General features: G+C 54.1%; 15 protein-coding genes and 1 other RNA gene. 6 read left to right on the forward strand and 10 right to left on the reverse strand.

Annotated features, from left to right (window positions below; all coding sequences use genetic code 11):
- Positions 1-32 precede the first annotated feature (32 nt).
- From ldtE to sufA, 7 genes are all read right to left on the reverse strand, one after another.
- Positions 33-1037, reverse strand: a complete 1005-nt coding sequence (ldtE, locus tag QMG90_RS11985; RefSeq protein ID WP_283279842.1) for a L,D-transpeptidase LdtE — start codon at positions 1035-1037, stop codon at positions 33-35.
- Between the two features lie 99 nt (positions 1038-1136).
- Entirely contained in the window at positions 1137-1553 is a 417-nt protein-coding gene (sufE, locus tag QMG90_RS11990) for a cysteine desulfuration protein SufE (RefSeq protein WP_283279843.1), read from the reverse strand.
- A 12-nt stretch (positions 1554-1565) separates the two neighbouring features.
- Entirely contained in the window at positions 1566-2786 is a 1221-nt protein-coding gene (sufS, locus tag QMG90_RS11995; RefSeq protein WP_283279844.1) for a cysteine desulfurase SufS, read from the reverse strand.
- Complete coding sequence (gene sufD, locus QMG90_RS12000; RefSeq protein ID WP_283279845.1) at positions 2783-4054, reverse strand: Fe-S cluster assembly protein SufD; 1272 nt, start codon at positions 4052-4054, stop codon at positions 2783-2785. Before sufD ends, sufS begins: the two co-directional genes overlap by 4 nt.
- Positions 4029-4775: a Fe-S cluster assembly ATPase SufC gene (gene sufC, locus QMG90_RS12005; RefSeq protein WP_283279846.1), complete on the reverse strand. Its 747-nt coding sequence runs from the start codon at positions 4773-4775 to the stop codon at positions 4029-4031. Before sufC ends, sufD begins: the two co-directional genes overlap by 26 nt.
- Positions 4776-4791: 16 nt before the next feature.
- Positions 4792-6279 (reverse strand): Fe-S cluster assembly protein SufB, encoded by a 1488-nt coding sequence (gene sufB, locus QMG90_RS12010; protein ID WP_283279847.1) that lies wholly within the window; start codon positions 6277-6279, stop codon positions 4792-4794.
- Positions 6280-6281: 2 nt separating this feature from the next.
- Positions 6282-6659, reverse strand: coding sequence for a Fe-S cluster assembly scaffold SufA (sufA, locus tag QMG90_RS12015; RefSeq protein ID WP_283279848.1), 378 nt, complete (start codon positions 6657-6659; stop codon positions 6282-6284).
- A 481-nt stretch (positions 6660-7140) separates the two neighbouring features.
- On the opposite strand from sufA, the gene QMG90_RS12020 reads away from it, so the two are divergent.
- Positions 7141-7605, forward strand: coding sequence for a DUF6367 family protein (locus tag QMG90_RS12020; protein ID WP_152958630.1), 465 nt, complete (start codon positions 7141-7143; stop codon positions 7603-7605).
- A gap of 59 nt (positions 7606-7664) precedes the next feature.
- Here QMG90_RS12020 and QMG90_RS12025 read toward each other — a convergent pair whose 3' ends face one another.
- Complete coding sequence (locus tag QMG90_RS12025; protein WP_283279849.1) at positions 7665-7913, reverse strand: GlsB/YeaQ/YmgE family stress response membrane protein; 249 nt, start codon at positions 7911-7913, stop codon at positions 7665-7667.
- A gap of 269 nt (positions 7914-8182) precedes the next feature.
- On the opposite strand from QMG90_RS12025, the gene yedE reads away from it, so the two are divergent.
- The 3 genes from yedE to QMG90_RS12040 all read left to right on the forward strand — a co-directional run bounded on the left by yedE (position 8183) and on the right by QMG90_RS12040 (position 9902).
- Positions 8183-9394 (forward strand): selenium metabolism membrane protein YedE/FdhT, encoded by a 1212-nt coding sequence (gene yedE / locus QMG90_RS12030; RefSeq protein WP_283279850.1) that lies wholly within the window; start codon positions 8183-8185, stop codon positions 9392-9394.
- Positions 9391-9624 (forward strand): sulfurtransferase-like selenium metabolism protein YedF, encoded by a 234-nt coding sequence (gene yedF / locus QMG90_RS12035; RefSeq protein ID WP_054180809.1) that lies wholly within the window; start codon positions 9391-9393, stop codon positions 9622-9624. The genes yedE and yedF overlap by 4 nt, the downstream gene beginning before the upstream one ends.
- Positions 9625-9713: 89 nt before the next feature.
- The gene (locus QMG90_RS12040; protein ID WP_283279851.1) at positions 9714-9902 is read left to right on the forward strand and encodes a YegP family protein; all 189 of its coding nucleotides are present in this window, start codon (positions 9714-9716) and stop codon (positions 9900-9902) included.
- 37 nt (positions 9903-9939) lie between these two features.
- On the opposite strand, the gene menI is transcribed toward QMG90_RS12040, so the two are convergent.
- Positions 9940-10350, reverse strand: coding sequence for a 1,4-dihydroxy-2-naphthoyl-CoA hydrolase (gene menI / locus QMG90_RS12045; RefSeq protein ID WP_283279853.1), 411 nt, complete (start codon positions 10348-10350; stop codon positions 9940-9942).
- Positions 10347-13403 carry a D-2-hydroxyglutarate dehydrogenase YdiJ gene (ydiJ, locus tag QMG90_RS12050; RefSeq protein ID WP_283279854.1) on the reverse strand — a complete coding sequence of 1019 codons (3057 nt, stop codon included), beginning with the start codon at positions 13401-13403 and terminating at the stop codon, positions 10347-10349. Before ydiJ ends, menI begins: the two co-directional genes overlap by 4 nt.
- 166 nt (positions 13404-13569) lie before the next feature.
- Here ydiJ and ydiK point away from each other — a divergent pair, with 166 nt between their 5' ends.
- Together ydiK and rprA are read left to right on the forward strand one after the other, a co-directional pair.
- Complete coding sequence (gene ydiK / locus QMG90_RS12055; protein ID WP_283279856.1) at positions 13570-14697, forward strand: AI-2E family transporter YdiK; 1128 nt, start codon at positions 13570-13572, stop codon at positions 14695-14697.
- Between the two features lie 183 nt (positions 14698-14880).
- An RNA gene (gene rprA / locus QMG90_RS12060) (antisense sRNA RprA) lies at positions 14881-14989 on the forward strand.
- The last annotated feature ends 37 nt before the right edge of the window (positions 14990-15026 follow it).

Here is a 15026-nt window from a genome sequence, read left to right on the forward strand (position 1 = left end):
CCATTTTTTTTGCCCTTCGTTTCCCTTCCTGATTATTGCGTCATGCTTGACGCCTCTTCATTTACCGGCGAACCATTCTGAGCTGATTCCACCGCTGGCGCTTTTGCCGCGACAGGGGTCTGCCCTGCGGTCACTTTGATCGGATACCCGGCACGACGATACAGCGCCTGTTGTACCGTATCGCTGTTTACGGCTTTGTTCTCGCGGAATGGCGTAAAGCCAGCAGGCAGCACGTACGGCATCGTCTGCACATTTTGTTCCTCTTCCTGTGACAGCGGTCGGTGCACTTCCACGTAACGTTCACCGTTCGGCTCTACGCTGTATTTGACCGGCTCGTTGATGATCCGCACCGGCGTTCCACTTTTCACGCGGGCAAACAACGCCTGAATATCCGGCGCATTCATACGGATACACCCCGAACTGACACGCAGACCAACGCTGTCAGGCGCGTTGGTGCCGTGAATGAGATATTCACCATGTCCATACGCTAAACGCAGTGCAAAACGTCCCAGCGGGTTATTTGGCCCGGCTGGCACTACCGGTGGCAACGTGATACCACGTTCAAGGGAGCGCTTACGGATACCCACCGTCGGCGTCCAGGTCGGATTGGGGATTTTCTGCCCGACGCGCGTTTCCATCACCGGCGTTTCCAGCCCCTGCAAACCAATGCCGATAGGATAAACCTGAACGATGTTTACGCCCGGTGGGAAGTAGTAGAGTCGCAGCTCTGCGAGGTTGACCACGATGCCCTCACGAGGGACATCCGGTAGCAGCAGTTGCGTCGGGATGGTAATGCGTGTTCCGGCTTTCGGTACCGGCGCGATGGTGTGATTTGCTTCCAGAATCAGCATCGCAGCGGTATCAAAACGCCTGGCGATTGCCTGTAAATTACGGTCGCCCTCCTGCACCGTATAAGTCTGGTTTTGACCAATAAGACGACTGCCCTGCGGCGGTAACGGATAATCCAACGCACGAGCAGTCTGTATGGCGCCCAGAACGCCAGTCAGAATAAATGTAATTAAAAACGCGCGCTTCATACTTTTTTTCCTGTAGTCACGAGTAAAGGGTCAACGTCAGAAATGACCCATGAGGATAAAAAACGACCTCATAAAACAGGATAATAGGTATGATTTAGTTTAGCTGCAATCACCGGCTTTCGTGCGAATTGCCCGGATCATGGCCTCAAGTCCTTGCGAGCGGGATGGCGTAAGGTGTTGGGTCAGTGCCATTTTTTCAAACCACGGCCGTACATCAAACGCGACGATATCCTGCGCGGTCATTTGCTGGTACAGAATGAAAACTATCGCGATGAGCCCTTTGACAATTGCCGCGTCGCTGTCGCCCTGTAGCTCGATAACGCCGCTGGCGTTTCGGTTCATCACAATCCATACCTGACTCTGGCAGCCCTGAATGATGTTCTGCGGGTTGTGATCCTCAGCACTGAGCGCCGGTAATCTCTGCCCCAGCTCAATAATGTAGAGATACTTTTCTTCCCAGTTCGCACAGCGCGAAAAATTGCGCAAGAGCTTATCTCTGTCGGGTAACGCTGCCATTGTTCCTCCCTGTCAGCCTAATAAACGATGAATGCGCTGCAGTCCTGTCACCAGACGATCCACCTCTTCATGCGTGTTGTACATCGCCAGCGACGCCCGGCACATAGCGGGAACCTGATAAAAGTTCATTAACGGCATGGCGCAATGATGCCCGGTTCGAACGGCAATGCCATAGTTATCAAGGAAACTACCGACATCATAGGCGTGGTGTTTGCCGAGGTTAAAGGCAATCACGCCACGACGATCGGCGGGGCCATACACGGTGAGATCCGGCACCTTCGCCAGTTCCGTTAAGGCGTAGTGCATCAGCGTTTGTTCGTAGTCGGCAATCTGCTCCAGTCCCAGTTCGCTGATGTAGTCGAGCGCCGCGCCGAAGCCAATGATCCCGCCAGTATTCGGCGTACCCGCTTCGAAACGCCACGGGGCTTTTGCCCATGTGGTGCCTTCCGTCAGGCTGACGGTGGCGATCATCGAACCGCCCCCTTCCCACGGCGGCATCGCCTGCAGAATGGTTTCTTTCGCATAAAGGATGCCAATGCCGGTCGGACCGTACAGTTTATGGCCGGAGAAAACGTAAAAATCGCAGTCCAGCGCCTGCACATCAACCGCATGGTGCATGACCGCCTGGGCGCCATCCACCAGCACTTTCGCGCCGTGCTGGTGCGCCAGCGCCGCCATTTCCTGTACCGGGTTTTCCGTACCCAGCACATTGGAAACCTGGGTGATCGCCAGCAGACGGGTACGATCGTCCAGCAACGATGGCAGCACATCCAGTTTCAGCGTGCCGTCTTCATTCAGCGGGATGACCCGCAGTTCCGCGCCGGTACGCGTGCAAAGCATCTGCCACGGCACAATATTCGCATGGTGCTCCATCTGGCTGATAACAATATTATCGCCGACGGCAACGTTGCGCGTACCCCAACTGTTGGCCACCAGGTTGATGCCTTCCGTGGTGCCGCGAACAAACACCAGTTCTTCGGCAGAACGGGCATGAATGAAGGTTGCCGCCTGCTGGCGGACCTGTTCCATGCGCGTCGTCGCTTCAGCGCTGAGGGTGTGGATCCCGCGATGCACCGCCGCATAACCGTGGCGATAAAACTCCGCTTCAGCGGCAATCACCCGCTCCGGTTTCTGCGCGCTGGCCGCGCTGTCAAGATAGGCCAGCGGTTGTCCGTTCACCTCGCGAGTCAACACCGGGAAATCAGCCCGGACCCGCTCAACGGAGAATGTCATGCTTCACCTCCCGGCAAACGCTGACCGATGCGGGCCAGCACCTGCTGCTTCAGCGCCTCATCGCGCAGGGTTTCGGTCAGTTCCGCCGCAAACGCGTAGATGATCATCTGCTGCGCTGCCTGCTGTTCGATCCCACGCGAACGCAGGTAGAACAGCTGTTCATCATCAATTCGCCCTACCGTGGCGCCGTGGCTGCACTTCACGTCGTCGGCGTAAATTTCCAGCTGCGGTTTGGTGTCCACTTCCGCCAGCCGTCCGAGCAGCAGATTATTGTTGGTCATCTGGCCGTCGGTTTTAATCGCGTGCTGTGCGACGTTAATCAGACCGTTAAACACCGCGCGCCCTTTATCGCTGACGATGGTTTTATGTAACTGACGGCTGTTGCAGTAGCCTTTGTTATGCTCCAGCCACGTCCGGGTATCGCACACTTCCGATTTCACCGGCATCGCCAGGCTGTTCATCCGCAGCGTGGTGTTTTCGCCGTTGAGTTGCGTGCTGGTGTTATGGCGCAGTACCGCACTGCCGAGCAGGAAGCTGTTGCTCCAGGCGGCGGCGTCCTGACCGAGCGCGATGTCGTTGTGGGCGAAGTGGTAGCTGAGCGGATTTTCAAACGCCAGTTTGATGTGATGCAACTGCGCATTGTCTGCCACCTGCATTGTCAGGCGCGATCCGGTGAAATGCCGGTGGTTGTCGAGACTCGCGTAGTGCTCAATCACCGTTGCTTCCGCCCCTTCCGCCAGTTCGAGATGATGGCGATAGTGCGCCGTATTCATCCCTTCACCGTCCAGCCCCTGCGTCAGGTGCATTAACAGCAATGGCTTCGGCGGGCGCTGGTTTCGCGCCACATTGATATGCGTCACCGTCGCCGCCAGGCTTTCGGTCAGATGCAGAAAGACTTCAGGCTGAACCGCTGCCGGCAGCGTCTGACGCTCATCATTGACGGAAACGCTAAAACCGCTGTCAGTGAGATTGTCGCTTAGTTGCGCGTCAAAGCGCCCGTCGACAAACACCAGGCGGAAAGCATCGACCGCCAGCGCCAGCGCATCACGGGTTGCGGCATCCGCCTTCGCGGTATGTGCCACAAACTGGCTATTCAGCAGACCGTCCAGCGGCGTGTATTTCCAGTTCTCATGCTTGCGCGTCGGCAGACCGAGACGCAGCATCTGCTGTAAATGCTGTTGCGCCTGCGGGGAACGCGCGTCGCCTTCGGCTTCAAAAAGATGATGCCATTGTTGCAGCGCGTTACTGTTGTTCTGTAAGCCAGCCATAGCCCTGCTCCTCCAGTTGTTTGACCAGAGTGAAATCGCCCGATTTTACGATGCGGCCCTGATATAACACGTGGACGTAATCCGGCTTGATGTAATCCAGGATGCGTTGGTAGTGCGTCACAATGACAAACGCGCGTTTGCCATCCCGCAGAGCATTGACGCCGTCGGCGACAATTTTCAGCGCATCGATATCCAGCCCGGAGTCGGATTCATCCAGTATGCACAGCTCAGGCTCCAGCACCGCCATCTGCAGAATGTCGTTGCGCTTTTTCTCGCCGCCGGAGAACCCGACGTTAACCGAGCGGGTCAGCAAATCTTCCGGCATCTTCAGCAGCTTGATTTTCTCTTCCATCAGATCCTGAAAATCAAAGCGATCCAGCGCTTCCTGGCCGCGATAGCCGCGTACGGCATTGAGCGCGGTTTGCAGGAAAAATTGATTGCTGACACCAGGGATTTCCACCGGGTACTGGAAGGCCATGAAGATGCCCTCACCCGCCCGATCTTCCGGCGACAGTTCGAGCAGATCTTTACCTTTAAACTGCACGGCGCCGCCAGTCACTTCATAATCTTCACGTCCGGCGAGCGTGGCGGAGAGTGTACTTTTCCCTGAGCCGTTCGGCCCCATAATGGCGTGCACTTCGCCCGGGCGCACGTCAAGGCTCAACCCGCGCAGGATCTCTTTATCTTCAACCGCAACCTGTAAATCTTTGATGCTTAACATGTGTGTTCCTTTGTGCTTAGCCGACGCTATGTTCAAGGCTAATCGCCAGTAATTTCTGTGCTTCGACGGCAAACTCCAGCGGCAGCTCCGAGAAGACGTCCTTACAGAAACCATTCACAATCATCGAGATGGCGTCGTCTTCTGAGATCCCGCGTTGCAGGCAGTAAAACAGCTGATCTTCACCGATACGCGAGGTGGTTGCTTCATGCTCCAGTTGCGCGCTGTTATTCCGGCACTCGACGTACGGGAAGGTATGCGCGCCGCTGTCCGGCCCGATCAACATCGAGTCGCACTGGGTGTAGTTGCGCGCGTTAGTGGCGGTAGGCATGATTTTGACCAACCCGCGGTAGCTGTTCTGGCTGTGTCCGGCGGAGATCCCTTTCGAGATGATGGTCGATTTAGTGTTCTTGCCGATGTGGATCATTTTGGTGCCGGTATCGGCCTGCTGATGACCGCTGGTCAGCGCCACAGAGAAGAACTCACCGATGGAGTTGTCGCCGCGCAGAATGCAGCTCGGGTATTTCCAGGTGATCGCTGAACCGGTTTCCGACTGCGTCCACGACATTTTGCTGTTGTCGCCTTCGCACAGCGCGCGTTTGGTGACGAAGTTGAGGATCCCGCCGGTGTTGTTGTCGCCAGGAAACCAGTTCTGCACCGTCGAGTATTTCACTTCGGCGTCTTTGTGGATGATCACTTCCACCACTGCGGCATGCAACTGGTAGCTGTCGCGAACCGGCGCGGAACAACCTTCAATGTAGCTGACGTAGCTGCCTTCATCAGCGATTAAAATTGTGCGTTCAAACTGCCCGGTTTTTTCTGCGTTGATACGGAAATAGGTGGAGAGTTCCATCGGGCAGCGCACGCCTTTCGGTACATAAATGAACGTACCGTCAGAGGCCACCGCCGCATTCAGCGCGGCGAAGAAGTTATCGTTACCGGGGACGACGGTACCGAGATATTTTTTCACCAGTTCCGGGTGATCATGGATAGCTTCACCGAATGAACAGAAGATAATCCCCTGCTCTGACAGTTTTTCGCGGTAAGTCGTGGCAACCGAAACAGAGTCAAAAATGGCATCCACCGCCACCTCTTTGCCTTCACGCACCGGAACACCAAGCTGGTTAAAAGCCTCCTCCACTTCCTGGGTCAGAAAAGCGCTGGAGCCGGTCTGCTGGACTGCGCCTGGCTGCGAAACGCAGTTATCATCGCAATTACCGCACGACGGCGCAGAATAGTAGCTGTAATCCTGATAATTGAGCGGGTTGTAGTGCGCTTTCAGCCAGTGCGGCTCTTCCATCTCAAGCCAGGCGCGAAACGCGTTCAGGCGAAATTCGAGCATCCAGTCGGGCTCGTTACGGCGGGCAGAGATAGCGCGCACCACATCTTCGTTGATGCCTTTCGCCAGCTCATCGGTCTGGAGCAGAGTGTAGAAGCCCTCTTTATAATTGAGCTGCCCCCCTGTCCAGGTTTTGACATCGTCAGTTGCTTCAGTATTACGAGACATAATTACTCCGCCTGGACCCCAAAACTTTCGCCGCAACCACATTCATGCTGCGCCTTTGGGTTATGAAACTTGAAGATTTGATTTAACCCGTCGCGAACATAATCCACGACCGTGCCATCAATGAACGGCATTGCCTTTCGCGAGACATAGAGCTTTGCGCCATCCGTTTCAAACAGCAGATCCTCTTTCTCCGGCTGCGTGACGGTATCAAGCACGTAACCAAAACCCGCACAACCGGTCTGTTTAACGCCCAGCCGCAGTCCCTGCATTTCGGGCTGTTTACTCACCAGTTCGCGGATATGCGCCGCCGCCGTTGGGGTTAACGTCAGCCCCTGCCAGCTCACCTCGTTTGGGTCAAAGGTTCCAGAATGCACATCCATAGATCCCCCTCATGTTGTCGATCGCCTGCGTATTATCCTATGGTAGTGATAACGATTCTCACTTCAACCCATGTTCCGCAGGGACTTTCGTGCATTTATTAAGCATAGACCCTGTTGAATGGCTTATCAGGCAAGGAAGATATTGTTCAATCTATTGATAATTAATAACTTTGATGGGATTTATCGTTATGGCAGGTCATCATGAAAAGATGTATAGGTAATGCCTATTTATAAAATAGCCAGCGTAAATGGCACAAATTCATAAAGTTGCTTTTTAAAACAAGGCGTTAAAAAACAGTCTTACTCTTCAGACTCGGCTGTTTTTGCGGGCAATGTTCGCGTCCGGAAAGCATATTCACGCTGCGCGTAAAGCGAGTTTACTGGCACTTTCAAAAAATCTAACAGAACTCTCATTCTCATTGTAATGTTACAGATTTTGTTGCCGATAACTGCTAAATCAATCCAACAAAGGGAAACCGTGATGACTGAGAATGAATTTCAGTTTAATGAAGAGGACTACATTAAGAAGGCTGTAATCACCTTACCATCTATTCCTGATGATGTATTGCAGTCCTTGTCCTTACAAGACAATCAGACGGGGTTGTTCTATCGAATTGACAAAGCGAAACAAGGCGCCAGAACGCAGCGACTCATACATATATGGCGGAAAAACAGAGGGATTGGCGTTTCGTGGAATGTAGAAGACGCAAGACAAGGCAAAGTAAATTTCAATGACAACTTTAAGCATCTCAACGCGGCGAAGGATCTTGCGGCCAGGATGCTAAAAACGGACCCGGCGCTGAATTTCGACCTGTTAACCCGCCCCCTGTATACACGCTCACCTCACCGTCGCCTCCTGAATTTGCTCCTCCTTGAGGTTATCATTGAAATACTGCTGTCTCCGGATGATGCCCCGCGCATTACTGTCGACTTTTCTAATCTCTGACCAAAAAATAAGCCCGCTGAGCGGGCTTGCTATTTGTCACATCATTTGAGAGATGTGATTTAACTTTTGATTTTTCTGTAAATGAACAGTACGACCAACGCACCAATAACAGCGACAACAAAGCTGCCAAAGTTGAACCCGTCTACTTTACCAAAGCCGAAGAGTGTGCTAATCCAGCCGCCGACGACTGCACCGATGATGCCGAGAATAACCGTGACGATGAATCCGCCGCCGTCTTTACCCGGCATGATCCACTTCGCCAGAATCCCTGCAATTAGCCCAAAAATGATCCATGAAATAATACCCATGTGTTTTATATCCTCAGTTAGTACGTGACTTCATTTACCGAGATAAAGCGTAGCACATCACTCAAAAATATCTAAAGCGCTTTTCCCTCTGAATTATCAGTCATTTTTTCGTCACAGTAGCCCTGTATTGTGTGTGCCCACTGTACAAATTGATCGCAACGAGATTTTGCGCATTTTTTGCTGGCGCCCCGGATTTGCTGGCGTATTATCGTCACTCCCTTCCCCGTTCGGGGCGTTACAACCTTCTTGAGTTCAAGAGGCAAACATTCATGACCTGGCAACACTTCAAACAGGCTTACCTGATAAAATTCTGGGCGCCTGCCCCTGCGGTCATCGCTGCAGGCATTCTCTCCACTTATTATTTCGGCATCACCGGCACCTTCTGGGCTGTCACCGGCGAATTCACGCGCTGGGGTGGGCAATTGTTGCAACTGGCTGGCGTTCATGCGGAAACCTGGGGCTACTATAAACTCATCCATCTTGACGGCACGCCGTTAAGCCGCATCGACGGCATGATGATTATCGGCATGTTCGGTGGTTGCTTCGCTGCCGCGCTGTGGGCAAATAACGTCAAATTACGCTTTCCGCGCAGCCGTATTCGCATCGCGCAGGCTATCGCTGGCGGCATCATCGCCGGCTTTGGCGCTCGTCTGGCGATGGGTTGTAACCTTGCCGCGTTCTTCACCGGCATTCCGCAGTTTTCCCTTCACGCCTGGTTTTTCGCCATTGCCACCGCCATCGGCTCCTGGTTCGGGGCGCGTTTCACACTGCTGCCCCTGTTCCGTATTCCGGTGAAAATGCAGAAAGTCTCCGCCGCATCGCCACTAACGCAAAAACCGGAGCAGGCACGCCGTCGTTTCCGTCTGGGGATGCTGGTATTCATCGGTATGATTGGCTGGGCTTTACTTACTGCCATGAATCAACCCAAACTCGGGCTGGCGATGCTGTTTGGTGTTGGCTTCGGGCTATTGATTGAACGTGCACAAATCTGCTTTACCTCCGCGTTCCGCGATCTGTGGATCACCGGGCGCACCCATATGGCAAAAGCCATCGTGTTCGGGATGGCAGCCAGCGCGATCGGTATTTTCAGTTATGTGCAACTCGGCGTGGAGCCGAAAATCATGTGGGCTGGCCCGAACGCCGTGCTGGGCGGCCTGCTGTTCGGCTTTGGCATCGTGCTGGCGGGCGGTTGCGAAACCGGCTGGATGTACCGCGCGGTCGAAGGTCAGGTGCATTACTGGTGGGTTGGTCTCGGCAACGTTATTGGCTCAACGCTGCTGGCTTATTACTGGGACGATTTATCCCCCTCTCTCGCCACCCGTTGGGATAAAGTCAACCTGCTCAATACCTTTGGCCCGCTCGGCGGCCTGCTGGTCACCTATGCGCTGCTGTTTATCGCATTGATGCTGATGATAGGTTGGGAAAAACACTTTTTCCGTCACGCTCGTGGTGCGTCGGTTGCCGCTAAGGAGGCAGCATGAAGACGATCGTTCCTGATTATCGCCTGGATATGGTGGGCGAGCCGTGCCCGTATCCGGCGGTCGCCACGCTGGAGGCGATGCCGCAACTGCAGAAGGGAGAAATCCTTGAAGTGGTCAGCGACTGCCCGCAGTCAATCAACAACATTCCACTGGATGCGAAGAACCACGGTTACACTGTTCTGGACATCCAGCAGGACGGGCCAACTATCCGATATTTAATTCAAAAATAGTCCGTCGCAGAATCATATGTACGACTTGCTGGTTCGTTAAATCTGGCGTAAATAATAAGTGTCCATTATGGATGAATAAGGAGATTGAGATGGGCTATTACGTCATTAAGAAATCGGAAAAAAACATTCCTCAGCCGTACTATTTTCAGTTAAAAGCAGATAATCACGAAACGATTGCTGTTAGCGAGATGTATTCTTCGAAAGACGCAGCGAAGAAAGGAATTGCATCAGTGCAGAAAAACGGCCCGACCACCACGATAAAGGACGAGACCGTATAGCAGTCATCCCTCTCCCGGATCCGGGAGAGGGACGCTTTCAGACGACCGCCGTGGTCAGCCGCGATGAGCAACACAGCCTTCCCTGCTCATCAAAAATCTCAATCTGCCAGACCTGATGACGACTGCCCGCATGGAGCGCCGAACAGACGCCGCGAACGCGCCCGCTGCGCACCGAGCGGATATGGTTGGCGTTAACTTCCAGTCCAACCACCCGTTGTTCGCCCTCAGTGCACAAATAACCGGCCACCGACCCCAGCGTTTCCGCCAGTACCACAGATGCGCCGCCATGCAGCAAACCAAACGGCTGGTGGGTACGACTGTCTACCGGCATCGTCGCTTCGATGGTGTTGTCGGTAAAGCGTTCAAACTGAATATCCAGCAGCCCCACCATGTTGTTTTTACCCATGGCGTTGAGGTCATCAAGCGTAGCGGTGCGTTTCCAGATCATCCCAGGATCTCCAGTAATGCCTGTAGCGGATGGCGAACGCCATTCCCTTCAATACGTTTCACCTGACTCCGGCACGAATAGCCCGTTGCCAGACAGCGGTTTTTCGGCAGCGTCTGCATGGATGGCTGCCAGGAGAGCGCGTAAATCCCCAGCGAATTTGCGTGATTATTGACTTCATGACCATACGTGCCCGCCATTCCGCAGCAACCCACGTTGATATTTTCCAGCCGGGCACCAAGGTGTGCAAACAGCGCGACCCACTGTTGCGGCGCGGCGGGAAGCGCAGTGACCTCCGTGCAGTGACCAAAGAGATACCACGGTTCACCACTCACTTCCCGCGCGGCGAGATTTTCCAGCGCCAGCGGCAGCCACTCATGCACCAGCATGACGTGGAAGTCGCCGCGTTGCGTACCAAGCACCTGCTTGTACTCGTCGCGATAACAGAGCACCAGCGCCGGATCGACCCCCACCATCGGCATACCAAGCTGCGCAATGCGGCTGAGGAAATCCGAGGTTTTTTTCGCGGTTTTGGCAAAGCGAGTGAGAAACCCTTTGATATGCTGCGCTTTGCCGTTTGGCGAGAACGGCAGCAGTACCGGCTGGTAACCGACTTTTTCCACCAGACGGACAAAATCCGCCACCACCTGCGCATCGTAATAACTGGTAAATGGATCCTGTACCACCAGTACCGTTTTCGCTTTTTGCTCAGCACTCAGGGCTTCGAGCTGTTCCAGGGTCATGTTCGCCGAGCGGTGACCCACCATCCGCTGTTGCAGCGACGGTGCGGAGAGCAGTGGCAGGTCAATCATGCCGATATGTTTTTCAGACAGACGGCGCACCCAGGGCTGGTTGATAAAGAAGTTAAACGTTTTGGGCGCGCGCGCCATCAGCGGCGCATAGCTTTCGACAGTGGCGACCAGATGATCGCGCACCGGGCGTAAATAGCGGGAATGATAAAGTTGCAGGAAGCGCGAACGAAACTCCGGCACGTCGATTTTTATCGGACATTGCGTGGTACAGGCTTTACAGGCCAGACAGCCTGACATCGCCTCTTTCACTTCGTGGGAAAAATCATACTCGCCTTTGCGCGCATGCCAGCTATTACGCGTGCGTTCAATGAGCGAGCGCAGGCTGACACGTTTTTCCGGCAGCTCTTTCTCCAGTTTCAGCGGATCAACGCCCCGGTCGGCCAGCAGGCGCAGCCACTCACGCACCAGTGTCGCACGCCCCTTCGGCGAATGAATGCGATTACTAGTGATTTTCATTGACGGGCACATCGGGCTTCTGACATCGAAGTTAAAGCACAGCCCGTTACCGTTACACTCCATCGCGCCACGCCATGCGGTACGCACGATGCCAGGGATCTGCCGGTCATAAGTGCCACGCTTCACCGCATCGACTTTCATCATTGGCGCGTCGATACCTTCAGGCGGGCAAATCTTGCCGGGGTTAAGCCGGTTGGCCGGGTCGAACGCCGCTTTAACTTTGCGCAGCTCGCCATACAGTTTGTCGCCAAAGAACGCCGGACTGTATTCCGCGCGGAAGCCTTTTCCGTGTTCGCCCCATAGCAGACCGCCATATTTTGCGGTCAGCGCCACCACCTCATCGGAGATCTGTTTCATCAGGATCTCCTGCTGCGGATCGCACATATCCAGCGCCGGGCGCACATGCAAAACACCAGCGTCGACATGGCCAAACATACCGTAGCTCAGGCCATGGCCGTCCAGCAGCGCACGAAACTCGGTGATATAGTCCGCAAGATGTTCGGGTGGCACGCAGGTGTCTTCGGCAAAAGGAATGGGTTTCGCCGCCCCTTTCGCATTTCCCAGCAGCCCTACTGCTTTTTTGCGCATCGCATAGATGCGCTCAATACCTGCCAGTTCTTCACATACCTGCCAGCCGATAACACCGCCGGCATTTTGCGCTATCAACGCATCAAGGCGCTGGCACAGCATCTGAACCCGATCGTCAATTAACTGCTGGTCGTCGCCCGCAAATTCGACGATATTCAGCCCCAGCATGACTTTATCCGCCACGTCCGTAATTAACTCACTAACGGAATGCCAGACGATATCTTCCCGCGCCAGATCCAGTACCTTCGAATCCACCGTTTCCACTGACAGGGCCCTGGCTTCCACCATAAACGGCGCATTGCGGAGCGCGGAGTCAAACGAATCGTACTTGACGTTGACCAGTCGCCGTACCTTCGGCAGACGGGTGATATCCAGACGTGCCTCGGTGATAAACGCCAGCGTGCCTTCAGAGCCGGTGAGTACGCGGGTTAAGTCAAACTCCGTCATCTCATCATTAAAGACATGACGCAGATCGTAGCCGGTGAGAAAACGGTTCAGTTTGGGGAATTTGTCGATAATCAGTTGCCGGTTGTCGCGGCAGCGCTGATACACGGTGCGGTAAATACGACCAATGGCCGACTGCTCTTTTGCCAGCGTTTCAGCCAGTTGCACCGGCATTGGCTGAGTATCAAGAATATCGCCGCCCATTAACACCGCTCTGACGCCGAGCACATGGTCCGAAGTTTTGCCATACACCAGCGATCCCTGACCTGATGCATCGGTGTTGATCATCCCCCCCAGGGTGGCGCGGTTACTGGTGGAAAGTTCCGGGGCGAAAAAATAGCCATAGGGCTTGAGAAACTGATTTAACTGATCTTTGATGACACCCGCCTCCACCCGCACCCAACCCTCTTCCGGATTGATTTCAATGATGCGGTTCATGTAACGGGACAGATCGATAATAATGCCCTGGTTGAGCGCCTGCCCGTTGGTGCCTGTGCCGCCGCCGCGCGGGGTAAATGTCAGCGACGTAAACCGTTCTTCAGCAGCCAGACGCGCCAGCAAAGCGACATCGGCGGTGGAGCGGGGAAATACCACGGCATCCGGCAACAGTTGATAGATGCTGTTATCGGTGGACATCGTCAGTCTGTCGGCATAGCCGGTGGCGGTGTCGCCGGTGAAACCTTGCTGTTCCAGTACCTGCAAAAAAGTCAGCACCAGTTGGACGACACCTGGCGCCTGAGAAATCTGTGGGATCATTACGCTTGACCCTGCCTGATAAGGTTGTGTTGTGAGTAATTTAATCGGTTGCGTTGCGCATTTATCGTTGTATCACATTTTTTTCTTATGCGCCCATCAGAATTATGTGCTCAAATTTATTGATATTATTATCTGTCAGACACGATTGTTTAAGGGAAAAACATCTATGGTAAGTCTTCGTCAGCCAAGAGACATTCCGCAAATACTGTTGTCGGTGCTGTTCCTGGCCCTCATCATTGCCGCCTGTTTATGGATAATCCAGCCGTTTATTCTCGGCTTTGCCTGGGCGGGGACTATTGTTATCGCCACCTGGCCGGTGCTGCTTCGTCTGCAACGCCTCCTTTTTGGCCGCCGTTCACTGGCGGTACTGGTAATGACCCTGCTGCTGTTTTTGCTGTTTGTCATTCCGGTTGCATTACTGGTTAACAGCCTGGTGGATGGCAGCGGCCCGCTGATTCATGACATTACCACCGGCAGTTTCACGTTGCCGGATTTCGCCTGGCTGAACAGTATTCCTTTTATTGGTGCAAAGCTCTATGGCGCCTGGCACAGTCTGCTCGACATGGGCGGCACGGCGATCATGGCGAAAGTACGACCCTATATCGGGGCGACCACCACCTGGTTTGTCGGCCAGGCGGCACACATAGGGCGCTTCCTGTTGCACTGCGGTCTGATGCTGCTCTTCAGCGCGTTACTCTACTGGCGTGGCGAAAAAGTGGCCTACGGCATTCGCTATTTCGCTACACGTCTGGCCGGACGCCGGGGTGATGCCGCCGTTCTGCTGGCAGGACAGGCCATCCGCGCCGTTGCGCTGGGTGTGGTAGTGACGGCGCTGGTGCAGGCGGTACTCGGCGGATTCGGACTGGCGATTTCAGGCGTCCCTTATGCGACGCTGCTGACCGTGGTGATGGTCTTTACCTGTCTGGTACAGCTCGGACCATTGCCGGTTTTGATCCCGTCGATTATCTGGTTGTACTGGAGCGGTGATACCACCTGGGGTACCGTGCTACTGGTCTGGAGTTGTGTGGTCGGAACGATGGATAACGTCATTCGCCCGGTGCTGATTCGCATGGGCGCTGACCTGCCAATGATTTTGATCCTCTCAGGTGTTATCGGCGGTCTGGTCGCATTCGGGATGATCGGCCTGTTTATTGGTCCGGTGCTGCTTGCCGTTTCCTGGCGCCTGTACGATGCCTGGGTGCACGAAGTTCCTCCGCCGCCCGACAACCCGGATCAGGTGCTTGCGGAACTGGAAGAGATTGAAGACGACAGCGAGCAGGCAGCAAAACAATAAGCAATTAAGGCGGGGCAACCCGCCTTATCTATAAGGTTTACTAATCATTTATTCTACTTATTCCACTGACTGGACTTATTACAATCCCTGCTGCTGGTATTTATTTTGCAAATTATTCACTTCTCTTTAACTATTGAGACGAATCTGATCGACGCAAAAATCCCCTGCGCCTACTATTAGGGCACGGTTATAAATCAACATCTTGATTTATAAATCATGGAAATCCCCTGAGTGAAACAACGAATTGCTGTGTGTAGTCTTTGCCCATCTCCCACGATGGGCTTTTTTTTTAGGTGTGAAACATTGAACACAGCCCAAATAAAAAATCC

The organism is Trabulsiella odontotermitis, from assembly GCF_030053895.1.
Classification (GTDB): Bacteria; Pseudomonadota; Gammaproteobacteria; order Enterobacterales; family Enterobacteriaceae; genus Trabulsiella; species Trabulsiella odontotermitis_C.